22 protein-coding genes are annotated in these 25,267 nt (G+C 39.5%); 13 read left to right on the top strand and 9 right to left on the bottom strand.

Translation table 11 applies throughout. The features are described from left to right. Nucleotides 1–2: 2 nt before the first annotated feature. A complete protein-coding gene (gene radC, locus GVK91_RS21865; RefSeq protein WP_153847703.1) occupies nucleotides 3–701 on the bottom strand; it encodes a DNA repair protein RadC in 699 nt (232 codons plus the stop codon). A 164-nt stretch (nucleotides 702–865) separates the two neighbouring features. Between radC and GVK91_RS21860 the strand changes: the two genes are divergently transcribed. Both GVK91_RS21860 and GVK91_RS21855 read left to right on the top strand, forming a co-directional pair. Next, nucleotides 866–1,324 (top strand): peptidylprolyl isomerase, encoded by a 459-nt coding sequence (locus GVK91_RS21860; RefSeq protein ID WP_046671802.1) that lies wholly within the window; start codon nucleotides 866–868, stop codon nucleotides 1,322–1,324. Between the two features lie 26 nt (nucleotides 1,325–1,350). Further along, nucleotides 1,351–1,755 carry a DUF5606 domain-containing protein gene (locus tag GVK91_RS21855; RefSeq protein ID WP_075993972.1) on the top strand — a complete coding sequence of 135 codons (405 nt, stop codon included), beginning with the start codon at nucleotides 1,351–1,353 and terminating at the stop codon, nucleotides 1,753–1,755. 67 nt (nucleotides 1,756–1,822) lie between these two features. Here GVK91_RS21855 and GVK91_RS21850 read toward each other — a convergent pair whose 3' ends face one another. The 5 genes from GVK91_RS21850 to guaB all read right to left on the bottom strand — a co-directional run bounded on the left by GVK91_RS21850 (nucleotide 1,823) and on the right by guaB (nucleotide 9,234). Beyond that, nucleotides 1,823–2,755, bottom strand: a complete 933-nt coding sequence (locus GVK91_RS21850) for a hypothetical protein (RefSeq protein WP_159731321.1) — start codon at nucleotides 2,753–2,755, stop codon at nucleotides 1,823–1,825. A 128-nt stretch (nucleotides 2,756–2,883) separates the two neighbouring features. Beyond that, nucleotides 2,884–4,209: a UDP-N-acetylglucosamine 1-carboxyvinyltransferase gene (gene murA, locus GVK91_RS21845; protein WP_153847705.1), complete on the bottom strand. Its 1,326-nt coding sequence runs from the start codon at nucleotides 4,207–4,209 to the stop codon at nucleotides 2,884–2,886. Nucleotides 4,210–4,418: 209 nt separating this feature from the next. Further along, nucleotides 4,419–5,282 (bottom strand): DUF4290 domain-containing protein, encoded by an 864-nt coding sequence (locus GVK91_RS21840; protein ID WP_159731319.1) that lies wholly within the window; start codon nucleotides 5,280–5,282, stop codon nucleotides 4,419–4,421. 53 nt (nucleotides 5,283–5,335) lie between these two features. After that, nucleotides 5,336–7,615, bottom strand: a complete 2,280-nt coding sequence (locus GVK91_RS21835) for an ATP-dependent helicase (RefSeq protein ID WP_159731317.1) — start codon at nucleotides 7,613–7,615, stop codon at nucleotides 5,336–5,338. A gap of 143 nt (nucleotides 7,616–7,758) precedes the next feature. Further along, nucleotides 7,759–9,234, bottom strand: a complete 1,476-nt coding sequence (guaB, locus tag GVK91_RS21830) for an IMP dehydrogenase (protein ID WP_153847707.1) — start codon at nucleotides 9,232–9,234, stop codon at nucleotides 7,759–7,761. A gap of 224 nt (nucleotides 9,235–9,458) precedes the next feature. On the opposite strand from guaB, the gene GVK91_RS21825 reads away from it, so the two are divergent. The 11 genes from GVK91_RS21825 (at nucleotide 9,459) to rodA (ending at nucleotide 22,815) form a co-directional block, all read left to right on the top strand. Beyond that, the gene (locus GVK91_RS21825) at nucleotides 9,459–9,935 is read left to right on the top strand and encodes a hypothetical protein (protein ID WP_120333382.1); all 477 of its coding nucleotides are present in this window, start codon (nucleotides 9,459–9,461) and stop codon (nucleotides 9,933–9,935) included. Between the two features lie 259 nt (nucleotides 9,936–10,194). Beyond that, nucleotides 10,195–13,176, top strand: a complete 2,982-nt coding sequence (gene secDF / locus GVK91_RS21820; RefSeq protein ID WP_159731315.1) for a protein translocase subunit SecDF — start codon at nucleotides 10,195–10,197, stop codon at nucleotides 13,174–13,176. A 114-nt stretch (nucleotides 13,177–13,290) separates the two neighbouring features. Next, nucleotides 13,291–13,728 (top strand): MarR family winged helix-turn-helix transcriptional regulator, encoded by a 438-nt coding sequence (locus tag GVK91_RS21815; protein WP_159731313.1) that lies wholly within the window; start codon nucleotides 13,291–13,293, stop codon nucleotides 13,726–13,728. A gap of 2 nt (nucleotides 13,729–13,730) precedes the next feature. Next, entirely contained in the window at nucleotides 13,731–14,735 is a 1,005-nt protein-coding gene (locus tag GVK91_RS21810; protein ID WP_153847710.1) for an NAD(P)/FAD-dependent oxidoreductase, read from the top strand. A gap of 2 nt (nucleotides 14,736–14,737) precedes the next feature. Further along, nucleotides 14,738–15,070, top strand: coding sequence for a 2Fe-2S iron-sulfur cluster-binding protein (locus tag GVK91_RS21805; RefSeq protein WP_159731311.1), 333 nt, complete (start codon nucleotides 14,738–14,740; stop codon nucleotides 15,068–15,070). Nucleotides 15,071–15,323: 253 nt separating this feature from the next. Beyond that, nucleotides 15,324–16,634, top strand: coding sequence for an NAD(P)/FAD-dependent oxidoreductase (locus GVK91_RS21800; RefSeq protein ID WP_159731309.1), 1,311 nt, complete (start codon nucleotides 15,324–15,326; stop codon nucleotides 16,632–16,634). A 442-nt stretch (nucleotides 16,635–17,076) separates the two neighbouring features. After that, nucleotides 17,077–18,102 (top strand): rod shape-determining protein, encoded by a 1,026-nt coding sequence (locus GVK91_RS21795; protein ID WP_046671815.1) that lies wholly within the window; start codon nucleotides 17,077–17,079, stop codon nucleotides 18,100–18,102. 91 nt (nucleotides 18,103–18,193) lie between these two features. Further along, nucleotides 18,194–19,036 carry a rod shape-determining protein MreC gene (mreC, locus tag GVK91_RS21790; protein WP_070566004.1) on the top strand — a complete coding sequence of 281 codons (843 nt, stop codon included), beginning with the start codon at nucleotides 18,194–18,196 and terminating at the stop codon, nucleotides 19,034–19,036. After that, nucleotides 19,029–19,547, top strand: coding sequence for a hypothetical protein (locus GVK91_RS21785; RefSeq protein WP_046671817.1), 519 nt, complete (start codon nucleotides 19,029–19,031; stop codon nucleotides 19,545–19,547). Before mreC ends, GVK91_RS21785 begins: the two co-directional genes overlap by 8 nt. A 27-nt stretch (nucleotides 19,548–19,574) precedes the next feature. Continuing rightward, nucleotides 19,575–21,557 (top strand): penicillin-binding protein 2, encoded by a 1,983-nt coding sequence (gene mrdA, locus GVK91_RS21780; RefSeq protein WP_088162766.1) that lies wholly within the window; start codon nucleotides 19,575–19,577, stop codon nucleotides 21,555–21,557. Next, nucleotides 21,550–22,815, top strand: a complete 1,266-nt coding sequence (gene rodA / locus GVK91_RS21775) for a rod shape-determining protein RodA (protein WP_153847713.1) — start codon at nucleotides 21,550–21,552, stop codon at nucleotides 22,813–22,815. Before mrdA ends, rodA begins: the two co-directional genes overlap by 8 nt. 110 nt (nucleotides 22,816–22,925) lie before the next feature. On the opposite strand, the gene GVK91_RS21770 is transcribed toward rodA, so the two are convergent. Genes GVK91_RS21770 through GVK91_RS21760 form a run of 3 tightly spaced genes read right to left on the bottom strand, consistent with a single transcriptional unit; the run spans nucleotide 22,926 to nucleotide 25,260 of the window. Further along, on the bottom strand, nucleotides 22,926–23,780 hold the full coding sequence (locus GVK91_RS21770; protein ID WP_153847714.1) for a nucleoside phosphorylase: 855 nt from the start codon (nucleotides 23,778–23,780) through the stop codon (nucleotides 22,926–22,928). Next, a complete protein-coding gene (locus tag GVK91_RS21765) occupies nucleotides 23,777–24,394 on the bottom strand; it encodes a YigZ family protein (RefSeq protein WP_153847715.1) in 618 nt (205 codons plus the stop codon). Before GVK91_RS21765 ends, GVK91_RS21770 begins: the two co-directional genes overlap by 4 nt. Then, nucleotides 24,391–25,260 (bottom strand): EamA family transporter, encoded by an 870-nt coding sequence (locus GVK91_RS21760; RefSeq protein ID WP_153847716.1) that lies wholly within the window; start codon nucleotides 25,258–25,260, stop codon nucleotides 24,391–24,393. The genes GVK91_RS21765 and GVK91_RS21760 overlap by 4 nt, the downstream gene beginning before the upstream one ends. Between the last annotated feature and the right edge of the window lie 7 nt (nucleotides 25,261–25,267).

Raw genomic sequence — 25,267 nt, 5'->3', positions numbered from 1 at the left:
AACTAGTCGATTATACCTTCATCTTTAAAACTATAATATCCGTTATCGGTAAAGATTAAATGATCGGCAACTCTAATATCCATAATTTTAGAGGCTTCAACAATTTTTTGCGTCAGAATTTTGTCAGCATTGCTCGGATACAAGGTGCCCGAGGGGTGGTTATGAACTAATATAATTGCATGTGCTTTAAGGCTAAGTGCAGATCGTAATATAATCCGGACATCGACTGGCGTAAAATCATTACCGCCGCGTCCGATCAGCTGTTTGTCTAATATTTTATACCCCGTATTGAGATAAAGGGTCCAAAACTCTTCATGGGGTAGATCCTGTAATATGGGTTTCATAAAGTTATAAACGAAGCGGCTGCTATTTACGAGCTTACGTTCTTCTGCGGGCAGGTCATTTTTGCGGCGGGCGAGCTCCAATGCCGCGAGAATGGCGATGGCTTTTGCTTCGCCTATCCCTTTATACATGCTCAGTTCAGATACCTCCATCATCGAAAGCGTATGCAGGTTGTTATTGACATCGGCCAATATGCGCCGGCATAATTCGACAGCACTTTCATTTTTGGAACCAGATCCGATCAAGATAGCCAGTAATTCGGCATCGGTAAGCGCCCTACGCCCCTGGCTCAACAGCTTCTCTCTCGGTCGATCGGCCTCTGCCCACTCCCGGATGACTAGTTTGTACGGATTTGACATCTACAGTTAATTATAATTGGCTAGCGTACATAAATATACAAAAATACTATTACTTAATATCCTGAGAAATACACAATCTATCAATTAAAAAAAATTGGCAATCGGGATTTACTTCACATTTCACTCTGAAACGTTATCTTTGTATTTCATAAAAATTTTTGAATATGAGTAAAGCGATTATTAAAACAGAAAAAGGCGACATGACTGTGGAGTTCTACACAGCTGATGCTCCAAATACAGTAGCCAATTTTATCAAACTTGCTAAATCAGGATATTATGATGGATTAGCATTTCACCGTGTGATACCTGATTTCGTTATCCAAGGTGGATGTCCAAATTCACGTGAAGGAGCTGCAGGAATCCCTGGAACAGGTGGCCCTGGTTATAAAATTGACTGTGAATTAACAGGCGAAAACCAATACCACGATAGAGGTGTATTGTCTATGGCTCATGCAGGCCGTAACACAGGTGGTTCTCAATTTTTCATCTGTCATAGCCGTAACAACACTGCTCACTTAGATCGTAACCATACTTGTTTTGGAAAAGTTATCGAAAACGTAGACATTGTTGACGATATCAGACAAGGTGACCGTATTTTATCAATTGAAGTTATCGAAGATTAATTCTTGGAGATTTAAATAGTATTAAAATGAATTTAAGAGCATTAGTATCCGTAACTGGTAAACCAGGATTGTTCAAATTGGTTGGACAAAATAAAGGTGGTTTTATTTTAGAAACCCTTGATCAGGCAAAAATCAAAACTGTAGTAAGTTTATCTTCTACAAAAATGGCGACTTTGGAAGATATCACAATCTATGGTGAAGAAGAAGAAATTCGTCTATTGAATATTTTTGAAACAATCAAAGAGAAAGGCATCGCTCTGCCAGATACAAAATCTGATGGCGCAACATTAAGAGATTTCTTCCGTGAAGTAGCTCCTGGCCATGATGAATCACGTGTTTATTCTTCGGATATTAAAAAGGTTATCACATGGTACAACATTATCAAGGAATTTCCTTTATTTGAAGAAGAAGCACCGGCTCCTTTAATGTAAACTTTGACATATATCCCAAATAAAAAAGGAGTTGATCATGTGATCAACTCCTTTTTTATGGTGTTTTCTAATGAAACACCACATCAAGTACATTTTTTTCGATGTTGTTTTGATCCTTGGCCCCGTCAAGCTTAGCATGTGCTTTTGCTACCTCAAATTCTTTGGGTTCAAATTGCTTTTCGACGACAGCTGTGGTTGTAAAACGCAATAGGGAATTTTCATCCGCATTGAGATAGGCATCAATTTCAAGAATTCCTTCGTTTTCATCAAACACATAAGGATGCAGCAGATTGATTCCTTTCGGAATCCGTGGGCTCTTCCAAACGACAAATTTAGGGAGTGTCTTATCCATAGCATCAATTTTATTGTAAATGGCCTGCTGACAGGTAATTCCGGCAATTACTTTTGTTTTTCCGGTCTTATCGATCATATACTCTTTGGGATTTATTCGTATCTGCACCTTCGCCAATCCATTAAGTTTCCCTTCTGGATAGTTCAGTCCTACATTGATAGCAGCGTTGTCGCTATTTGCTAAAAAAAACTCGCCTGAACCTTTGCTATAATTCACATAATTTTCCAAGCGGTACGTCAGGCCCTCAGCATCAGATTTCGCTTGTTGTTGATCGAATTTAATTTCCATCTTACGTAAAGGAGCAAGCATCAGCTCCATACGCTGCAGAGGATTTTCAAGATCAAAGCTATCTTTCTTCATTTGTTCCGCCTGGGGTAGTGTGGATATTGCTTTCCACAATGCAGCAGGTGAACTATCTTTGGTCAGATTCATCAACCTGATTAGTTCAGCAAAAGGCATATTGGGAAAAGTAACTTTTTGTACGATTACCGCAGCATTGATCCGTTTAGAAGAGCGGATATCCGTTGTTGTATTTGATTCTTCATGTAGCTTAACCTCTTTAGGTGTAGAGGATTGACAATTGTGAAAAAGAAGTACTATGCCTAATAATGGGAAAACTAAGGCGTACTTTTTTAGATATTTTTTCATATCTATAGCTGTTTAAATGTAGTTTAGACAAATTTACCTTATTTGATGCAGATATCACAAAAAAAGCCCCAGAATTTGTATCCGGAGCTCCTTTTATCTTGCGCTAGCACATAGGCTAGTCGCTTTAATTAATGACCTTTTGGTTCGGCATCGACACGTTTAATATCTGCTCCTAATTTACGCAAGCGTTCTTCGATATCTTGATAGCCACGTTCAATCTGTTCGATATTGTGTATCACAGATTTTCCTTTGGCAGATAGCGCTGCAATCAATAGAGACACCCCGGCACGAATATCTGGCGAAGTCATCTCAATACCTCTCAGGTGGTGTGATTTATTCAGTCCAATAACGGTTGCACGGTGTGGGTCGCACAAGATAATCTGAGCTCCCATATCAATCAATTTGTCCACGAAGAACAAACGGCTCTCGAACATTTTTTGATGAATCAATACATTTCCTTTTGCCTGAGTCGCCACAACAAGCACTATACTTAATAAATCGGGCGTAAAACCTGGCCAAGGTGCATCTGAAATCGTCAGAATAGATCCATCAATAAATGTATCGATTTCATACGATTCTTGTGCCGGAATAAAAATATCATCACCACGTAATTCAAACTTGATGCCTAAGCGTGAAAATACAGATGGAATAACGCCAAGTTCCTCAAAACAGACGTCTTTAATGGTGATTTCTGAACCTGTCATTGCGGCAAGTCCGATGAAAGAACCTATTTCAATCATATCAGGCAACATGCGGTGTGAAGTTCCTCCCAGACGCTCTACTCCTTCGATGGTCAACAAATTAGATCCAATACCGGATATTTTAGCACCCATGCGATTCAACATTTTACAGAGTTGTTGTAAATACGGCTCACAAGCAGCGTTGTATATCGTTGTTGTCCCTTTTGCCAATACAGCAGCCATCACGATATTCGCAGTACCCGTTACAGAAGCTTCGTCCAAAAGGATATAACTTCCTTTTAACTCCGTTGCATCAACGTTAAAAAAATGGGTAGTCGCATCGTACACAAACTTAGCACCCAATTTTTCAAAGCCCAAAAAGTGTGTATCCAATCGTCTACGTCCGATTTTATCCCCCCCCGGTTTCGGAATAGCGGCTTTTCCGAATCGAGCCAACAAAGGGCCGACAATCATAATAGAGCCACGCAATCCACCGCCTTTTTCTTTAAATTCGGGTGATTGGAAATAGTCTATATTTATATCTTTAGCTTCAAAAACGTATGTGTCCTTATCTATGCGATTAATTTTAACACCTAAAGCAGCCAATAAATCGATCAACTTATTGACATCCTTAATATCTGGGATATTACTGATGGTCATAGGTTCTTCTGTCAGTAAAACTGCAGAAAGGATCTGTAAGGCCTCATTTTTTGCTCCTTGAGGAATAATCTCTCCCTTTAACGGTTTTCCACCGATTATTTCAAATGCGTTCATTTATATATAAGTGATATCTTCTTAGTATCATATCCCTGTTTTTGTATTTGCATTGGGATATTTAGCCTTCCCCTAACATACAAAGATGGAAGGCCAAAGAACCATGCTACCTATTAAAGCAGTGCGGTTCTTAAAAAAAGAAGGCAATTGTAAAGAAATCTGTTAATCACTTCGCAATTGCCTGCTTCTTTAAACAAAATCTTTAAGAACTAGCCTCGTTTATTATTATAATTACCCTGAGGCTTTCTGTTTCTATTATTGTTGTTGTCCCTTCCGTAACTATTATTGTTATTGTTGTCCCTTCCGTAACTATTATTATTATTATTATTATTGTTGTCCCTTCCGTAGCTGTTATTGTTGCTTCCGTAGTTATTGCGCTTCGTATTATTGTTATTGTTACTTGTCATACGAGGCTTGCCTCCACCTTTCGACTGGTGACCCGAATTATTATTGCTATTGTTATTATTTCCGCCTGAATTACTATTAGCCGGACCTTTAACGCGATTTCCCGGAGGCGGGGTTTTAAAGTCAAGTTTGGTCAATACGGTACCTTCTGGCAAGGTCAATTGATAACCTGATAACTCTTTTAGATCTTGGATGATCAACTCGTCCGAAACAGAATCCTTATTCCAGGTCAGGTAAGCCATTTTCATAAAATTCGCGATACCGATAACCATCTGCTCTCTTTTGGCTTCGTCATTAGCCAATAAAGCCCTTTCAATCATTTTCTCTACGGTAAAACCATAGTGCTTGAATCTAATGGAATGCTGCGGATAGCCCAAATGCTCAACTTCGTGTTTCACACTTTTCGCTGTAGCAATTGGATAAGGCGAGTCAATATCCAATTTAAAATCAGAAATAATCTGTAAGTGATCCCACAGTTTATGTTTAAAATCAGACACGTCTCTCAAATGTGGGTTCAATACCCCCATCATATCGATTACAATCTGCGCATGTTTATTTCTTTCTTCCTTTGTGGGTAAAGTACAGATGTAATCTACCATATTTTGCACATTGCGACCATATTCTGCAAGGATCAATTTTGGTCTAGTGCTGTTGTAGTCAAAGTTCATATAGCTAATATAAGTACCTAATTAAACGATCAAGATGCCGTTTTGGTATTTTATTATTGAATTATTCTAAGTTTTGCAAATTTAAGCAACAATTGTTTCTGTCCCAACTCTTTAAAGAAAATAGTTGCTTTTATATCTCCTTTGTTTCCTTCGAGATTAACAACTTTCCCAAATCCAAAGCGTTCATGCTCAACTTCCATGCCGACTTGAAGATTTGATGTATCTGAAGGAGCAAAACCCGCAGTAGGTTTGTGGGCTTTCGGCAGTATTGATGTCGTTTTAACCATAGGCTTAGGCTTAGGTTTAGAAAACGTATCATCACTGTCTTTTTGTTGCCATGCAATTCGTTCGCCTTGAAAACTTCCGGCTGAGGCAGAAGTTTGTCGTGGTTTAAAATCCAATGCAAGACATGCCGGATTCAATTCATCCAAGAAGCGACTGGGTTCGCAGTTATTCAGCGTTCCCCAACGATATCGCGAAGTAGCATACGAAAGTAGTAATTTTTTTTCAGCTCTCGTAACAGCGACATAAAAAAGTCTTCGTTCCTCTTCCAATTCCGACCTGGAATTCAACGACAACTGGGAAGGAAATAGGTTTTCTTCTAAGCCTACAATGAAAACGATCGGAAACTCCAATCCTTTGGAAGAGTGGATGGTCATCAATGATACAGTATCAGCATTTGGATCTTTATCATTATCGTCGTTCGTCAACAGGGCGATATCCTGCATATAGACATCAAGTCCACGCTCTTCGATATCTTCCCGTTCCGAAAATTCCTTGATCCCATTGAGGAGTTCCTGGATATTTTCGTAACGTGCCAATCCCTCCACAGATTTGTCTTCATACAATTCTTTCAGAATACCACAGTGCTGCGCGATATGCATTGCTGTATCAAATGCGTTATTGTTTTTGGCAAGAGCCTGAAAACTCTGTATCATCTGTGCAAAACCACCGACAGAAGTTGCACTACGTCCGTCTAGAAACTGGGCTGCATTTGCAACAACATCCCATATACGATATTGATTCTGATCTGCAGCGATCATGATCTTCTCTATCGTCGTATCCCCTATCCCTCTACGTGGATAATTGATAACACGCTTTAGTGCTTCCTCATCATTTGGGTTGAAGGTGAGTCTGAAATACGCGATCAGATCTTTAATTTCTTTGCGCTGATAGAAAGAAGTACCACCGTATATTTTATAGGGGATATTAATTTTGCGTAAGGCCTCCTCCATTGCCCTGGATTGGGCGTTGGTACGATACAGAATAACAAAATCTTTATAATTAAGTCCTTTTAACGATTTCTCTTCGATGATCTGGTCAGCAACGATCTTACCTTCCTCATTGTCAGAGAAAGCACGTGAAACCTTGATCTTTTCGCCCTCTTCATTATCCGAGAAAACATTTTTTTCCAATTGATTCTGATTATTCGCAATCACCGAATTGGCCGCATTCACGATCATCTTAGTCGATCGATAATTCTGCTCCAGTTTAAAGATCTTCACATCAGGATAATCCTTTTGGAAATTCAGGATGTTCTGAATATTTGCACCACGAAATGCATAGATCGATTGTGCATCATCCCCTACCACGCAGATATTTTCGTTGACTGCTGCCAGGCGTTTGACAATAAGGTATTGAGAGAAGTTGGTATCCTGGTACTCATCGACCATCAGATAACGAAATTGATGCTGGTATTTATGCAGTACCTCTGGATGCTTATTTAACAAGACATTTGTTTTAAACAAGAGGTCATCAAAATCCATTGCCCCAGCACGGTAACAGCGTTGTGCATAGGTCATATAAATCTGTCCCAATTGACCACGACCATTGGAAATATCTTCGGCCAATATGGCTTCATTCTTATTATATTCCTGCGGTGAAATCAGGTTGTTTTTTGCCTGTGAGATACGTCCGTACACATGATTGACATTATACAGCTTATCATCGAGATTCATTTCCTTTAAAATTGCTCGCAGCAAACTTTTGGTATCGTCCGTATCGTAGATGGTAAAGTTCCTGGGATAACCGATCAATTCAGCTTCTACACGGAGTATTTTTGCAAATACCGAGTGGAATGTGCCCATCCAAATATTTTTCGCTTCGCTCCCAACAACAGAAACGATACGTGCGCGCATCTCTTTGGCGGCCTTGTTGGTAAATGTTAATACCAAGATATTGAATGGATCAACACCTTTTCGAATCAAGTGTGCTACACGATAGGTAATTACCCGTGTTTTTCCTGAACCAGCTCCCGCAACAATCATCACAGGACCTTCTGTTTGCTCTACGGCTCCTCGTTGTGAAGGGTTTAAACCCGCTAAATAATCCAAATTAACTCCTTAAATTTTAAAACCTGAGAATAGGGTATAAAAGTACAAATTTCCTATTGATCACTGGGGCTATCTTGCTAATATTTTTACACAAAAAAAACCGATAATCAAGATTATCGGTTTTTATATCATCCAAGCAACATCTAGCCTCTGCTGTTATAATTTGGTGATTCCTTTGTAATGGAAATATTATGTGGATGGGACTCTCTCAACCCTGCTCCTGTAATACGGACAAACTGTGCTTCCTGTAATTTTTCAATTGTTGCAGCACCACAGTATCCCATAGAAGCGCGTAATCCGCCAATATATTGATAAACGACCTCAGCCAATGTACCTTTGTAAGGAACACGACCAACAATACCTTCAGGAACCAATTTTTTGATATCATCTTCTACGTCTTGGAAATAACGATCTTTAGATCCTTTTTCCATGGCTTCGATTGAGCCCATACCGCGGTAAGATTTAAACTTACGTCCTTCATAGATAATTGTTTCGCCTGGAGCTTCTTCCACACCAGCGAATAAAGATCCAGCCATAATTGTGCTTGCTCCGGCTGCAATTGCTTTTGCAATATCACCTGTTTGTTTGATACCACCATCTGCAATCAATGGCACGCCAGTTCCTTTAAGTGCTTTGGCAACTTCATATACAGCATAAAGCTGAGGAACACCGACACCAGCAATAATACGGGTTGTACAAATTGAGCCAGGTCCGATACCTACTTTTACGGCATCTGCACCTGCTTCAGCCAAAGCTGTTGCTGCTGCACCTGTCGCAATATTTCCAACGATTACCTGTAGCTCAGGAAACTGCGATTTCACCAATTTCAACTTATCGATTACACCTTTAGAATGCCCGTGTGCCGTATCGATTGTGACCACATCCACACCTGCTTTCACCAAAGCCTCAACGCGGTCAAGGGTATCTGGAGTAACGCCTACTGCCGCACCAACCAATAAACGGCCATGACTATCTTTGGCAGCATTGGGGTAATGCTTATATTTTTGGATATCTTTAAAGGTAATCAAGCCTTTCAAAATACCTTCTTCATTGACTACTGGAAGTTTTTCGATTTTTTCGTTCTGAAGAATTTCTTCCGCTTTCACCAAATCCGTTCCTTCGGGAGCAACGACAAGATTTTCCTTAGTCATCAACTCGTTGATTGGACGGCTCATATCTTTTTGGAAACGAAGATCACGATTCGTTACAATACCGACCAATTGACCTTGTTCGTTCACAACAGGAATCCCACCGATTTTGTGTTCCTTCATAATATTGAAGGCATCACCCACAGTTGCTGTTGCCAATAACGTTACTGGATCCTGAATCATACCGCTCTCCGAACGTTTTACTTTGCGTACTTCAGCAGCTTGTTCTGCAATCGTCATGTTCTTATGTAACATACCAATACCGCCAGCTTGTGCAATCGCAATCGCCAAATCAGCACCGGTTACCGTATCCATTGCTGCAGAAACCAATGGAATATTTAATTTGATTTTTTTTGTTAGCGAAGTGCTCGTATCAACGTCACGGGGTAAAATTTCAGAATAAGCTGGAATTAATAAGACGTCGTCGTAAGTGAGACCTTCTGCTACGAATTTTTGTGGATCTAATTGCATGGCAAATATGTATTGGGTTTTCTATTTGCCAGGCAAATTTAAGAAAAATAAGCAATAATAAAAAATAAAAGATACAAATTACAATCGGAAGACAAATTAGAACCGTTATGAATTAAGCATTCACTTAGGGTACGTCCCAGCCTTTATCATTTTTTGGCAGGCTATTTGCTTTTGGTAACACGAAAAGTTATTTTAATTAATGAAAATATAAAGATAAGATAATTATGAAAAAGACATTACTCTCATTAGCTGCCGTCGCAGCATTAGCATTTGGCGCACAGGAAGCGAAAGCTCAATCTCCTCAACGTGCAGCAATTGGTGTTGTGTTTGATGGCACTAAACACGCTGATCTTTGGGGTGTTCAATATAAACAATCAATCGGAGGAGCTAACAACGGTCAAGCACAAGTGATGTTTGACGACCATGTTGTAGCAATAGGGGCTGACTGGCAACATGCTAGACCTTTCCGTGGAGCAGCTGGATTAGGATGGTATGCAGGTATTGGTGCACAGGCTACTTTCTTTGATATTGGAGATAATTATACAGCGATAAGCTTAAGACCACAATTAGGCTTGGAATTTAAAATTCCTTCAGCACCAATTGGATTTCATGCTGACTGGAAACCAGATTGGCAATTAAACCATGGAAGTGATTTCCATGCGTCAACATTCTCATTTGGTATTAAATACACATTGAGATAATATAAAACAACTAAACAGTATAAAAGGTCCTTCTCTATTTTGAGCAGGACCTTTTTTTATAAATAAAATCAATAAATATTTCTTTTTTTCTTCAATTCTCCTATTTTTATGCCATTGACCTGATTGGCGTAAATAAAACTTTTCATTCTACAAAAATTTTATACCTTTGCCATTCTTGGTAAAATGTGATTAAACGAGAACTAATTATCAATTACATAAACAGTATTTAACATTAAAATTAATACAATTATAACAGACGATGCAAGGTAAAGGGCTGATTAAACTTTTAGTGATAGTGGTGTCATTAGCGTGTCTATACTCCCTATCATTTACTTGGGTGACCCGCAATGTGGAACGAGATGCTGAGAATTTTGCCAAAGGAGATTTGGCGAAAGAGAAAAGCTATCTCGACTCAATGGCCGGTGAAGTAGTGTACAATTTAGGTTTTGCAAAATACACCTATCGGGAAGCCAAAGCAAATGAACTCGCTTTGGGATTGGATTTGAAAGGTGGTATGAACGTGACAATGGAAATCTCATTGGACGAATTGATCCGCAATTTGGCGAACAATCCAAAAGATGAGAAATTCAACAAAGCGTTGGAGCAAGCAGTGGTAAAAAGCAAAACGAGTGCAAAAACAGTCGTTGCTTTATTTATGGAAGAGTACAAATCCATCGGTGCTACAACTCCACTTTCGACATTCTTTTCAACAAAAGATAACGCTGCTCTAATTAAACCTGGTGATTCAGACTCCAAAGTTGAATCATTCCTTCAAAAAGAAGCAGACAATGCTATCCAAAATTCATACAAAGTACTTCGTACACGTATCGACAAATTTGGCGTTGCATCTCCAAACATTCAAATTCAACAAGGTACAAACCGTATTTTGATCGAATTACCTGGTGTGAAAGATGAAAGCCGTGTTCGTAACCTATTACAAGGTTCGGCTAAATTGGAATTCTACGAAACATATACAAACCAGGAAGTTTATCCAATACTGGAAAATATCGATAAAACTTTAGCATCAACGTTAAAAGCTGCTCCAGCTGCTACGACAAATGCTGCTGCAGATACGAGCAAAAAATCAGATGATTTATTGTCTAATCTAACCGGTGGTAAAAAAGATGCTAAGAAAGACAGTGCTGCTGTAAATCTAGGTCAGAAAAACCCATTATTTGAAGTATTACGTCCAGCTGTTTATATGGGCGAAAACCAACAAATGGCACTTATGCCAGGTTCAATGGTCGGTATTGCTTCATTAAAAGATACGGCAAAAGTAAATGCTTACTTGCAACGTCCTGAGGTGAAATCAATCCTTCCAGGAAACTTAAAGCTTTTATGGGCTGTTAAACCTGAACAAAAAACACCTGAGCAACTATCATTATATGCAATTAAGGGGTCTGGACAGGACAATGGTGCTGTATTGACAGGTGATGTGGTCACTGACGCAACAGCAAACTTTGATGAGAAAAATCAACCTGTGGTTGGTATGCAAATGAACAGTGAAGGTGCTCATCAATGGAAGAAAATTACAGCAAAAGCAGCTCAAAACAGAGATGCAATTGCTATCGTGCTTGATAATGTAGTTTATTCTGCTCCTTCTGTAAACGGTGAAATTCCAAATGGTAGCTCATCAATCTCTGGATCTTTTACGGTAGAAGATACCAAAGATTTAGCAAACGTATTGAAGGCAGGTCGTCTTCCGACAACTGCTAAAATCGTTGAAGAAGCCGTTGTTGGTCCTACTTTAGGTCAAGCTGCCATTGACGCCGGTGTAAATTCTGCTGTTATCGGTATTATCGTTGTAATGATCTTTATGATCGCTTACTACAATACTGCGGGTATCGTAGCGAACATCGCGGTATTGTTAAACGTATTTATCATTATGGGGGTATTGGCATCCTTAAATGCTGTACTGACCCTACCTGGTATTGCCGGTATCGTATTGACAATGGGTACTGCTGTCGATGCAAACGTTTTGATTTATGAACGTATCCGTGAAGAACTAGGCTTAGGAAAATCGATCCGTCAGGCTGTTGCCGATGGTTACAAACATGCTTTACCTTCCATCCTGGATTCGCAGATCACAACCTTCTTAATTGGTATTATCCTATTTTTATTTGGTAGTGGTCCGATCTTAGGTTTCGCAACAACGTTAATGGTGGGTATTATTACTTCATTGTTTACTGCGATCTTAGTTACACGTGTTATCTTTGAATGGATGTTGGCGAAAGATTTCAAAATCAAAGTCTCTTTCCCTTGGTCTGCAAACACTCTGCATAACGCAAACTTCAAATTCGTGCAGAAACGTAAAATCTTTTACGCGATTTCAATCGTTGCTGTGTTAATTTCTGCTGCATCAATTTTCACAAAAGGATTCAGTTTAGGTGTGGATTTCCAAGGTGGACGTACTTATACTGTTCGCTATGATAAACCTGTGGACTTAGAAGCTGTGCGTACAAACTTGGATGATATCTTCAAGAAAACAACAGAGGTAAAAGTATTCGGTGCAGCCAATCAATTGCGTATTACAACAACTTACCATATTGAAGAAACTTCGGATACTGCCGATAAAGAAGTATTGGACAAATTAAACCAAGGTTTATCGAAAGTAGATGCGTCCAATAAACATGAGATTCTTTCGTCTCAAAAAGTTGGACCAAGTATCGCTACTGATATCAAATCCAGAGCAACCAGCTCAGCAATTTTCTCTATCATCATTGTTGCAGCTTACATCTTGATTCGTTTCCATAAATGGGAATATTCAGTTGGAGCAGCTATTGCAACAATTCACGATGCGATTATTTTATTGGGATTATTCTCTATCTTGGATGGTATCGTACCATTCTCACTTGATATTGACCAACACTTTGTAGCAGCGATATTAACTGTAATTGCTTACTCGGTGAATGATACAGTGGTTGTATTTGACCGTTTACGTGAATTCGTATCGAAACCAAATGCGCATAATGAAGATCTTGGCGATGTCGTAAACCATGCGATCAACTCGACATTAAGTAGAACAATTATCACATCGTTGACAATCGTATTTGTTCTTGCTGTATTGTTTATCTTTGGTGGTGAAGTTATCCGTGGATTCTCATTCGCGATCTTAATCGGTGTTATCGTAGGTACATATTCATCTATTATCTTAGCTGCACCTTCAGTATATGACTTACGTAAAGGAAAGCATTTGGCAGAAGGTAATACTGCTAAAAAAGCTGAAGTCGTAAGACCATAATAGCTGATATTGATAAAATAAAAAAGGGCGTTCGAATGAACGCCCTTTTTTATTGCATTCAAATTACTTGTCACACTAAATATTTTAAATATATTTGTTGTACTAAATATTTGTATGCTAAACGAAAAATTTGACCGCTACTCTTTCATCTTGGACCAAACAGCCAAGAAAGTAAAACAGTTCGCCCAATCTTCTTTTGCCGAGAAAGGATTTGATATTACTGTAGACCAATGGACCATTTTAAAGGCTTTGTACGAAACAGATCAACTTTCACAAAAAGAACTGGCCAAGCGCTGCGGAAAAGACCAGCCCACACTGACACGGATCGTAGATATCCTCCTTAAAAAAAATCTGGCTGAGCGGATCACTGACGAAACAGACCGTCGAAGTCTCTACCTCCATTTGACAGAAGAAGGAAAATTAAAAGTAGCATCGCTTACGCCAATTGTTACGGAGATTCGCATGAAGGCCTGGGAAAATCTAGCGGACAAAGATTTCGAAGCTTTCACAAGGATTTTGAATACAATATATAACAATTTAAATATAGAATAGCTATGATAAATACGGATATCTGTATCATCGGAGCAGGACCTGTTGGCCTATTCGCAGTTTTTGAAGCTGGGCTTTTAAAAATGCGCTGCCATTTGATTGATGTGCTCCCCCAAGTGGGCGGTCAACTTTCAGAGATCTACCCCCATAAGCCTATCTACGACATTCCTGGTTATCCGAGTATCACTGCGCAGGAGTTGATCGATAAACAGCTTGAACAGATTAAACCCTTTGACCCCACATTCACCTTAGGCGAGCGTGTGGAACATATAACAAAACAGGACGACGGTTCTTTTATTGTAGAAACCAATGATCATACGATGGTTCATACACAGGTCATTGTCATCGCTGGGGGCCTAGGTTGCTTTGAACCGCGCAAGCCCGAAATTCCAAATCTTCACCTCTTTGAAGGGAAAGGCGTAGATTATATGGTAAAAGACCCAGCCAAGTACCGGGATAAAAAAATCGTCATTGCCGGTGGTGGTGATTCCGCGCTCGATTGGACTTTCCATCTCGCAGATATTGCGCAACAGGTCACTTTAATCCACCGAAGTGACTCCTTCAGGGGCGCTCCGGACTCCGCTGAAAAGGTTTTCAAATTGGCCCAACAGGGTAAGATCAACTTATTATTGTCCCACAATCTGACCAATATTCATGGCAATGACTACTTGTCCCATGTTGAAACAACAAATAAAGAAAAAGAAGTCATCGCAACAGATGCAGACTATTTCATTCCCTTATATGGTCTTACGCCGAAGCTTGGTCCAATCGCAGATTGGGGATTAAATATCGATAAAAATGCGATAGAGGTCAATACGTTTGATTACTCAACCAATATCGAGCGGATCTATGCTATTGGAGACATCAACACCTATCCAGGCAAACTGAAACTCATTCTTTGCGGGTACCATGAGGCTGCACTTATGTGTCAAAGTGCTTTTAAATTTGTCTACCCAGATCAAAAATTGACATTCAAATACACCACTGTAAACGGTATAAATACATTCTAGCCATGGACGATAATTTAATTCAAGTCACTGTTATTGATCGTGATGAGACCGAAAATACGTTGGAGGTTCCTACCGATATCAATCTTTCACTCATGGAGATTTTAAAGGCATCCGAATATGAAATATTGGCCACTTGTGGTGGTATGGCGCTGTGCGCTACCTGCCATGTCGAAGTTGTCGAAGGCCTGGATACGCTTCCTTCAGCGAGTGATCAGGAGCTCGATATGCTGGATACGCTTCCGGATGCCGATGATCAAAGCCGGCTTGCCTGTCAGCTTTATCTGCATAATAACAACAACGGTATGAAAATCAAGATAAAAGGCGCGCTACAATAGTGTTATCATTGTGTATAAAATACACAATGATAACACTATTAATCTATTTTTTTTTGAGACAGCAATATTCACCATAAAGAACTAAAAATCAAATAAGTACAAAACATATTGTTGAAAGAATTAGCTACTTTACAATAAAATTCACAACATATCAGCACAATAAATAAATATTTCTTAGCTTTTTGAGTCAAAATTTAAGATATTTGCAGCTTAATTCGATTGTACCGAATTTTTACAACAAACTATTAAAAATATGCCAAGCAATAGTTCAAATAGAAAATTCCCAAGAGTAATCATTATTGGTGCTGGATTTGGAGGAATTGAAGTTGCTAAAAAGCTTAAAAATAAGGAAGTTGAAGTTCTGTTGCTGGACAGAAATAACTTTCATACTTTTCAACCATTGATGTACCAAGTTGCTACGGGTACTCTTTCAGCGGACTCCATCTCTTTCCCTGTCCGCAAAATGTTCAAAGGCCAAGACAACTTTCATTTTAGACTTGCTGACGTAAAAAGCGTAGACAACGAGGCTAAGATTGTAAGAACAGATGTTGGTGATTTTGACTATGATTATTTAATTGTTGCTACAGGTGCTACAACGAACTTCTTCGGCAATCAACAAATCACAAAATATGCTTTGCCGATGAAAAACATACAAGAAGCATTAAATATTCGAAGCTATGTTTTACAGAACCTCGAACAAGCGGTACGGATAGAAAACCCTACTGATCGTAAGGCTAATTTGAATTTTGTAATTGTTGGGGGTGGTCCAACAGGTGTAGAACTTTCGGGGGCAATTGCAGAAATCAAAAACAATGTTCTTGAGAAAGATTATCCAGAATTGAAAAAATCTGAGATGTCGGTGTACCTGGTTGAAGGACTTCCAAAAGTATTGGCTAACTTATCTGAAAAATCTTCTAAAGATTCAGAAAAGTACCTCAAAGATTTGGGTGTAGAAATACTATTAAATGTTCAGGTAACAGGATATGATGGCAATTCAATTACTTTCGCCGATGGCAGAAGCATTGAAACAAAAACGGTTATCTGGGGAGCAGGTGTAGCTGGGCAATATCCGAATGGTTTCAAAAAGGAGATTATCCAACGTGGTAACCGTATACAGACAGACGATCAATGCCGTGTTATCGATATGCCAGCTGTCTATGCCATTGGTGATGTTTCGGCATTTATTACAGATGATCTTCCTCGTGGCTTACCAGGTGTTGCACCGGTAGCACAACAACAGGGAGCATATGTTGCAAAACACATTCTTCAAACAATGTCCAATCAACCAACCGAGAAATTCAACTATTTTGACAAAGGATCCATGGCTACGATAGGTCGTAATAAAGCTGTCGTTGACATGGGAAAAATCCATTTCAATGGATTCTTTGGCTGGATGACGTGGATGTTTGTCCATTTGATGTCCATCTATGGATTCAGAAATAAATTGATCACATTCGTAAACTGGTCGGTCAAATTTTTCACCAAAAACAGTGGTGTCCGTTTGATCTTTCACAAATATGATGAGCCGACTCCGGAAGAACAGCAGGCAGAAACAGCGCAATAACTTTCTATTGGAGTCTATATAAACTATTTCAATACATCGACAGCGCCATTATCCCAAACGATAATGGCGCTGTTTTTTTACCCCTATCTTACCTGTTTAATCCACTCGCCAAAAAGATGTAATAGCGGAGTGTGGGAACACTTCGAAACAACAGCCCTCTCCAGATAGTTGTCAAAACCACCTTTTCAAGATTGGATTCTTTCTTCTCGCAGTCAATGATTTCAAAAACACCTGCTTAATTCTTCTTTAACACGGCGTCCAATTAAAAATAACTTCACCTTGGACGTAAGAATTACAGATTATATTCGTTAAATTTAAAGACAGTTTTTTCCAGATAGAATTTACTTTCAGAATGTAGTTTTTTTTGATGTATAACCTCAAAAAGATTAATTTTTTTTGTGTAGGTTTGCATATTATTTTAAAATAGCTTAAGGATTAGCAGATGGGCTTATTTAATTGGTTTACGCAAGAAGTTGCGATTGACTTGGGTACTGCAAATACCCTAATAATTCATAATGACAAAGTAGTAGTGGATGAACCTTCTATTGTTGCATTTGACCGCACCACAAACAAAGTGATCGCCATTGGTCGCCAGGCCATGCAAATGGAGGGTAAAACACACGACAATATAAAGACAGTACGTCCTTTGCGTGATGGAGTAATCGCTGATTTTACGGCAGCTGAACACCTGATCAGAGGTATGGTAAAATTGGTAAACAATGGTAAGAGCTGGTTTTTCCCTTCCCTACGTATGGTTGTTTGTATTCCTTCCGGTATTACGGAAGTAGAGAAAAGAGCTGTGCGCGATTCAGCAGAAATTGCGGGTGCCAAAGAAGTCTATTTAATTCATGAACCCATGGCTGCTGCTGTAGGAATCGGAATTGATGTGGAAGAACCAATGGGTAATATGATTATCGATATCGGTGGTGGTACCACTGAAATTGCTGTCATCGCTTTATCGGGTATTGTATGTGACCAGTCCATTCGTGTTGCTGGTGATAACTTCGACTCTGACATCGTTCAATACATCAGAAGACAACATAACATCATGATCGGTGAACGTACGGCTGAAAAAATCAAAATTGAAGTCGGTGCTGCTCTACCTGAGTTACAGGAACCACCGGCAGATTTCGCTGTTCAAGGCCGTGATTTGATGACAGGTGTTCCTAAGCAAATCACTGTTTCTTATACCGAAATAGCGCATTGTCTAGATAAGTCCATATCAAAAATTGAAGAGGCGATCTTAAAAGCACTTGAAATCACTCCTCCAGAATTATCAGCAGATATTTATCAAACAGGTATCTATCTTACCGGTGGTGGTGCATTATTGCGTGGTTTGGACCGTCGTATACAAGCGAAAACTAAACTTCCAGTACATATTGCCGAAGATCCGTTACGTGCTGTCGTAAGAGGAACTGGTATTGCACTTAAAAATATTGGACGATTTAAATTTTTGATGCAATCATAACGTTCGATAATTAATAACAATATTTTATTAAAGAGCGATATAATATGCAAAACTATTATATCGCTTGCTTATTAAATACCCACATTAAAAAATGAGAAACCTTTGGTTATTCCTGAGACGATATAATGCATTCTTCTGGTTTATCCTATTTTTTGGATTCTCGTTATTTTTGGTGATCACCAACAATTCTTTCCAACGTAACTCTGTTTTAAATTCTTCAAATAGTATCATCGGAGGCCTGTATGCAAAGGTCAATTCCTGGAAAAGCTATCTGCACCTCGGGGAGACTAACGATGCACTTGCAAAGGAAAATGCACAATTAAGGAAGGACTTACAAGCCTATCGATCAACTGACAGCATCAAGATCGGTCCTGTCCCAGCAATCGATAGCAGTGAGTTTGGGCGTTACGAATTTATTATTGCGAATGTCATCAACAATAGCATTCACCAAAAGGCAAATACGATTACACTCGATAAAGGCAGTAAAGACGGTATAGAGCGAGGTATGGGTGTTATCGCTCCCAACGGGGTAGTTGGTATTGTTTTGAATGTTTCCCAAAACTTCTCGACAGTTCAATCCCTATTGCATCCAGATACGCGTATATCCGTTACACTGGGGCATACCGAGGTCTTCGGCTCGTTGGTATGGGGCAATAGCATGGATTACCGCGCGGCAATGGTCAAGGAAATTCCAAACCATATCAAAGTCAACAAAGGAGACAAAGTGTATACCTCAGGATATTCAGGACATTTTCCAAAAGGAATTTTTGTCGGGACGGTCATTCAGACGGGTATTTCTTCAGGAGATGCTTTTTTGGATCTTAGACTATTATTGAGCACCAATTTCTCCAACTTGCAACATGTCTACGTTGTAAAAGACCTGTTAAATAAAGAATTAAAGACACTAGAAGAATCGACAAAGGACAATGGCTAGGATTTTAATATTTAATATTATTCGATTTATCGTTTTGATAGGCATGCAAGTTTTCCTATTTCAAAATATCGGTTATTACAATCTGGTCGCTGCATTTCCCTATATCTTATTTATTTTTTTACTTCCGACAGGAACACCTAATTTCCTGGTGTATTTGATCGCATTTCTCACAGGACTTACCGTAGATTCATTTTATGATACCCTTGGTGTCAATACCGCAGCCTGTGTTGCATTGGCAGCCTTCCGTATTTTCTTCATGAAAATTACGCTCGAAGTTGAAGAACGCGAATCTTTTTTTACCCCGATGTTGGGGTTCATGAATATTCGCTGGTTCTTTTCCTACATCTTTTTCGGAACATTGATTCATCATACATTTTTGTATCTCTTGGAATCTTTTTCCTTCCAGCACATCCAATACACCTTATTGAGTATAGTTTTAAGTTGTATATTTACAGTAATTATCATGCTATTATTTAGCATATTATTCTACAAAAAGAAAGATCGGTTGTAGTAGATCGATGGATAGAAATTCATTTCTATGAACAGTTTTTTTGCGCGTAAGTACGTCGTTTCGGGAATCTTTATTGCCATCACATTGACCTTGGTGGCCCGCTTATTCTATTTACAGATCATAGACGATTCCTATATACATTCCGCAAACAGCAATGTCATGCGTAAGGTCATTGTGTACCCGGCCAGAGGGGTTATATTGGACCGAAAAGGAAAGGTATTAGTTCAGAACGAACCGGTATATGACCTTATGGTTACTCCACGTGAGGTGAAAGAAATTGACACCGCTTTGTTTTGCAAATTGATAGACATTGACAAGGAAGGCTTTATCAAACGGATGGAAAAGGCAAGAGTACACTCGCCTTACCGTGCATCCATTTTTGAAAAACAGCTTTCTGTACGGACATGGGCCCAATATCAGGAATACCAATATCAATTTCGTGGTTTCTATGTCCAAAAAAGAACAATCAGGAGTTATCCCGACAGCATAGCGGCTCAATTTTTGGGTTATGTGAGTGAGGTAAATGATAAAGATATTGAACGCTCCAATGGGTTTTATCGTAGTGGTGACTATATTGGCCGAAGTGGGGTAGAACGTTCTTATGAAGACCTTATTCGCGGAAAACGCGGTGTCAACAACTTAATGGTTGATGCGCTGAACCGCCCGAAAGGGGTATTTATGGAGGGGAAATACGACACACTTGCTGTTGCAGGGGAAGGACTGGTTTCCTCTTTGGATAAGGACCTCCAGATTCTAGGGGAAAACCTCATGAAAAATAAATTGGGGTCCATTGTCGCTATTGAACCTGCAACGGGTGAAATCTTGGCGTATGTAAGTAGCCCAAGTTACAATCCAAACATGATGGTCGGCAGACAGTCTGGCAATAATTATATGAAATTATTGAAAGACGACACCAAACCGCTTTTTAACCGTCCTATTCAAGCCTCTTACCCCCCAGGCTCTGTATTTAAGGTTGTTTCGGCACTGACTGCGCAGCAGGCTGGTGTTATTGATCGCAATACGGTATTTTTCTGTCCACATGGATATAGCTATGGTGGTGGACGCGGCTGGATGGGCTGTACACACTATCATGGATCAACTACATTACAGCGATCTGTAGCTGTATCATGTAATACCTACTATGGATTTACCTATGCTAAGATGATCGACGGACGTGGGCTTTCGGGACCTAAGGCCTACGATCTATGGCGCAATGCAGTGACACAGTTTGGAATTGGCCATAAACTAGGGATTGATCTACCGGGTGAAAAACCAGGTTTACTACCTACGTCAGATTTTTATACCAAACGATATGGTAACGATAAATGGCGTTCAAGTTTCAATATCTCCTTATCTATTGGACAAGGGGAAATGGGTATAACGCCACTGCAAATGGCCAATATTATGGCTATCGTTGCCAACAAAGGTTTTTATTACAGACCCCATTTGATTAAAGGTATTGGCGCACAGAAAATTGCCAAGAAGGAATTCACCGAAAAAGTCAGTGCCGGTGTGGATGAGCGGTATTATCCTGTTGTTATCCAAGGGATGAGTGATGCTGTCAATACGCCCGAAGGTACTGCTTGGGCCAATCGTATCCCAGGCATCGAAATGTGCGGAAAAACAGGTACAGCACAAAACCCACACGGAGAAAACCATGCCGTTTTCTTTGCTTTTGCACCTCGAGAAAATCCTAAAATTGCCATTGCTGTCTTTGTTGAAAATGCTGGTTACGGTGGAACCTGGGCAGGACCTATCGCAAGTATGATGGTTGAGAAATACCTCAAAGACACGATAACTGCACCAAAATATATTCAGGACCGCATTTATAAAGCGAATTTTCTTCCTGCACCAAAAAAGGTTGTGGATCCAAAGGCTAAAGATGTAAAAAAGACGGATTCAGTCAAATCGAAAACCGACACCTTAAAATCAAAACGTCAGCTGGCTGCCTTAACAAAACCAAAGGAAACAATTGTTCACCATAGCGAGATAAAGAGAAGATATGAATAATCAAAAAACTAGTTTCTTTGGAAAGATAGACTGGCTAACCATCACTCTTTGGCTTGCGCTATGCTTAATTGGCTTATTCAATATCCGTGCGGCTGTATTTAATCCTGAACTACCCAATTTCTTTACCTTAGGGACCAATTATGGAAAACAGTCTTTATATCTTGTTTCCGCAATTATTCTAGGGGTATCCATTCTGATCATAGACGCCAAATTTTTCAGCTCCGCTTCACCGATATTTTATGGTATAACAGCTGTCCTGCTTGTTATCGTGCTCGTTGTAGGGCGAAATGTCGGCGGAAATCAGGCATGGATTGACTTAGGTTTTTTCCGCTTACAGCCCTCTGAGTTTGCAAAACTTTCAACCTGTCTGCTCTTGGCTAACTTTTTAAGTTCACAAAGTAATAAAGCTCCGACCATGCAGACACTGGCAATGGGAGCCGGTATTGTCTTATTTCCTGTATTTTTGGTTATGTTACAACCCGATACGGGATCTGCCCTTGCATTCTTTTCGTTGATTTTTGTATTCTACCGTGAGGGCTATGTAAATAATGAACTACTAATATTTGGCGGTCTCTGTATTTTACTTTTTGTCCTTGCTTTATTGGTCGAGCCATGGATACTTATCTTGATTTTAGCATTGCTCATTGGCCTTGTTATGTGGAACTACCGCAAGAGAAGGAAATACATTATTAATTTGAGTATACTTTTTGCAGCCTGCGCTGTATTTGTTCTCTGTGTGGACTTGGTGTATGAACATGTGCTACAACCCCATCAACGCGACCGTATTGACATTATCCTGGGCAAAATGGAAGACCCTAAGGGCAAAGGATATAATTTGAATCAGTCGAAGATTGCAATTGGATCAGGGCAGCTTCTAGGCAAAGGTTACCTACAGGGAACTCAAACAAAATACAATTTTGTGCCTGAGCAGAGTACGGACTTTATTTTCTGCACTGTTGGAGAAGAGTGGGGATTTGTTGGATCGGTTACCTTATTACTTATCTATCTCATCTTACTGCTACGCATTATTCATATAGCTGAACGACAGCGTTCAGCCTTTGCCAGGATATATGCATACGGTGTAGCATCCATCCTCTTTTTTCACTTATTTATCAATATCGGTATGACTATAGGTATTGTTCCGGTTATCGGGATTCCGCTGCCTTTTATTAGTTATGGTGGTTCATCCTTATGGAGTTTCACCATTTTACTGTTCATCATGCTTAAATTTGATTCAAATAGAAAAGGAGTTGTCTAAAAACAACTCCTTTTCTATTTGAATCCTTATTTGGTTTTTAGTTCTTCTCAACTCTTTTACTGCATCAATTGAGAAAAACTAAAGTCTCCCTTCATGGCACAGATAAACGGTTAAATACGTTCCAAAACGAGCTGTATAGCTTTATCAACAACTTCTTCAGGTGCGGAAGAAAACCGACCATCTACCCTACTTGCCAAGATTGCATTGATGGATAAAGCCTGATGTCCAAACATGTTAGCCAATGCATAAATACCAGCTGTTTCCATTTCCAAATTGGTGAAACGCTGATCTTTATATTGGAAGGACTTGATCAAGTCTATAAAATTGGGGATCGTATTAGTTGAGCGAACAGTCCTTCCCTGTGGAGCATAAAATCCGGGCGCAGTCAACGTGACTCCCTTCGGTAAATCAAAGGCAATTCGATCCAGAAGGCTTGCGCCAGCTTTCGCAACGTAGGGTTTTAGGTTTAATGCGGAAAAATATTCGGCTAGTTCAGCCTGAAGCGCCTGCTCCTCACCGTCGTAAGATCCCTGATAATAGTTCATCAATGCATCAAGACCTATTCCATAAGCAGAGGCCAAAATAGTTCCCATCTCAACATCTTGTTGTACCGCTCCAGAGGTTCCAATGCGAACAATATCCAATGAGCTGAGCGTCGACTTTACCGTTCTATTGGCGAAATCAATATTTGCCAGTGCATCCAGTTCATTCAACACAATATCTATATTATCAGTACCTATACCTGTTGAGATTACCGTCAACCGTTTATTTCCCAAATAGCCAGTATGCGTAATAAACTCACGCTTCCCTTTTTTGAGTTCAATACGATCAAAGTACTTCGATACTTTGGCTACACGATCTGGATCACCAACTGTGATTACTGTATTTGCCAGATCCTCCGGCAACAAATTCAGATGATATATACTGCCATCTGAGTTTAAAATCAATTCCGATTCGTTGATCATATCGTATATAAATAAGTTAACTGACAACCTTCTATTTTGGAAAACCGATCAACAATTCGATTGACTTGCATTTTTCGGACTTCAAACTCCAAATAACACTGATTATCAAATTTCTGCTTTTCAATTTCCACGTCCTCTTCCTTTATGATCCGCATAATATCATTCATATGGAGGTAATCAAAGGTAATACTATAATGGTCATTCACTGTACGCTCGATAATTTCTGCTTGGGTCAAAGCATCTTGGGTTGCTGATTTGTAGGCATTAATCAAGCCTGGGACACCCAACAAAGTACCACCGAAATAACGAACGACAATCACGATAACGTTGGTGACATCCATCGATAGGAGGACGTTCAAAATAGGGCGTCCTGCTGTCCCTGAAGGTTCTCCATCGTCATTCACGCGAAAGACCGCACGATCTGGTGTGAGACGATAAGCCCAACAATGGTGTCTCGCTTTCGGATGAATCGCTTTCACTTCCAAGATCAGATCTTTTAATTGATCTTCGGATTTAAATGGAAAAGCATAAGCAATAAACTTACTGCCCTTATCCCTAAAAATTCCCTCGTATTTTGCATCAATAGTCCGGTAAGTATCTTCAAATAAACTCATAGATATGCTATGATTAAAACTGAAACAATAGAAAGCGCTATGCCTATATAATTCAATAACGATAACCTTTCCTTAAAAAATAAGACGCCAATTAAAGCGCCCAATGAGATCACACCAATATTCATCCCAGTAAATACGACTGATGGATTTTCTGGTAGGGCACGATGCGCTTTCATATAGAACAGGATGTTACAAAAGTTAAATACACCCAAAACCAATCCATATCCCATAGCTTGCTTTGAAAAACGTTGCTGTTCCACAAAAAGGAAATACAGCAATAGCACCATTGCAATAAACATCGCCATCACAAAGATAATAAACATGGAACTGATATAAGGTATATTAACATGCAAGGCGACCTGTTTAAAGAGGATATCAATTATGCCCATACCGATAAATACCAATAATGGATAAAGCGCTTTATAACGCCTATCTGCCATCGAGCTACTATACTGATTTTTTTGCCAACCAATAGAACACAGGATGGCCAACAAACCAAAGGCTATTCCAAGCATCTTATGTCCCTCCATTTTTTCATGAAAGAAGAAAAATGATGCAAGCAAGGGAATAAACAACGATAAGCGTTGTGCAATCTCTGTCTTGACCAAACCACTATAGCGAATGGACAAAGCTATAAAAACAAACATCCCAGGAAGTAATATCGCCAGACTCGTATACAACGTAACCGGCATAGCATCCCATACCAGCGATTTTAGATCAGGTTGCAATACAAAATAGGTCAGTGCAACCGCCATGGGGTAATTCCAAACGATAACTTGTTTGGTTTCGACTCCATTTTGTTTTGCCAATTTTAATAAAACAGCAACGGTTACGCTGCAGATGACACTTAATAAAACAAAAATCATGATTCAA

Source organism: Sphingobacterium sp. 18053, from assembly GCF_902706145.1.
GTDB classification, from domain to species: domain Bacteria; phylum Bacteroidota; class Bacteroidia; order Sphingobacteriales; family Sphingobacteriaceae; genus Sphingobacterium; species Sphingobacterium paramultivorum.
This window is presented reverse-complemented; position numbering and strand designations above follow the sequence as displayed.

What these genes read in the sequence shown, in the direction of transcription:
- GVK91_RS21765 (WP_153847715.1), bottom strand. Translation starts at nt 24,394, where the DNA reads ATGAGTTTATTTGAAGATACTTACCGGACTATTGATGCAAAATACGAG.
- GVK91_RS21795 (WP_046671815.1), top strand. Translation starts at nt 17,077, where the DNA reads ATGGGCTTATTTAATTGGTTTACGCAAGAAGTTGCGATTGACTTGGGT.
- mreC (WP_070566004.1), top strand. Translation starts at nt 18,194, where the DNA reads ATGAGAAACCTTTGGTTATTCCTGAGACGATATAATGCATTCTTCTGG.
- GVK91_RS21850 (WP_159731321.1), bottom strand. Translation starts at nt 2,755, where the DNA reads ATGAAAAAATATCTAAAAAAGTACGCCTTAGTTTTCCCATTATTAGGC.
- GVK91_RS21825 (WP_120333382.1), top strand. Translation starts at nt 9,459, where the DNA reads ATGAAAAAGACATTACTCTCATTAGCTGCCGTCGCAGCATTAGCATTT.
- GVK91_RS21805 (WP_159731311.1), top strand. Translation starts at nt 14,738, where the DNA reads ATGGACGATAATTTAATTCAAGTCACTGTTATTGATCGTGATGAGACC.
- GVK91_RS21810 (WP_153847710.1), top strand. Translation starts at nt 13,731, where the DNA reads ATGATAAATACGGATATCTGTATCATCGGAGCAGGACCTGTTGGCCTA.
- GVK91_RS21840 (WP_159731319.1), bottom strand. Translation starts at nt 5,282, where the DNA reads ATGAACTTTGACTACAACAGCACTAGACCAAAATTGATCCTTGCAGAA.
- secDF (WP_159731315.1), top strand. Translation starts at nt 10,195, where the DNA reads ATGCAAGGTAAAGGGCTGATTAAACTTTTAGTGATAGTGGTGTCATTA.
- murA (WP_153847705.1), bottom strand. Translation starts at nt 4,209, where the DNA reads ATGAACGCATTTGAAATAATCGGTGGAAAACCGTTAAAGGGAGAGATT.
- GVK91_RS21785 (WP_046671817.1), top strand. Translation starts at nt 19,029, where the DNA reads ATGGCTAGGATTTTAATATTTAATATTATTCGATTTATCGTTTTGATA.
- mrdA (WP_088162766.1), top strand. Translation starts at nt 19,575, where the DNA reads ATGAACAGTTTTTTTGCGCGTAAGTACGTCGTTTCGGGAATCTTTATT.
- rodA (WP_153847713.1), top strand. Translation starts at nt 21,550, where the DNA reads ATGAATAATCAAAAAACTAGTTTCTTTGGAAAGATAGACTGGCTAACC.
- GVK91_RS21800 (WP_159731309.1), top strand. Translation starts at nt 15,324, where the DNA reads ATGCCAAGCAATAGTTCAAATAGAAAATTCCCAAGAGTAATCATTATT.
- radC (WP_153847703.1), bottom strand. Translation starts at nt 701, where the DNA reads ATGTCAAATCCGTACAAACTAGTCATCCGGGAGTGGGCAGAGGCCGAT.
- GVK91_RS21855 (WP_075993972.1), top strand. Translation starts at nt 1,351, where the DNA reads ATGAATTTAAGAGCATTAGTATCCGTAACTGGTAAACCAGGATTGTTC.
- GVK91_RS21770 (WP_153847714.1), bottom strand. Translation starts at nt 23,780, where the DNA reads ATGATCAACGAATCGGAATTGATTTTAAACTCAGATGGCAGTATATAT.
- GVK91_RS21860 (WP_046671802.1), top strand. Translation starts at nt 866, where the DNA reads ATGAGTAAAGCGATTATTAAAACAGAAAAAGGCGACATGACTGTGGAG.
- guaB (WP_153847707.1), bottom strand. Translation starts at nt 9,234, where the DNA reads ATGCAATTAGATCCACAAAAATTCGTAGCAGAAGGTCTCACTTACGAC.
- GVK91_RS21760 (WP_153847716.1), bottom strand. Translation starts at nt 25,260, where the DNA reads ATGATTTTTGTTTTATTAAGTGTCATCTGCAGCGTAACCGTTGCTGTT.
- GVK91_RS21815 (WP_159731313.1), top strand. Translation starts at nt 13,291, where the DNA reads ATGCTAAACGAAAAATTTGACCGCTACTCTTTCATCTTGGACCAAACA.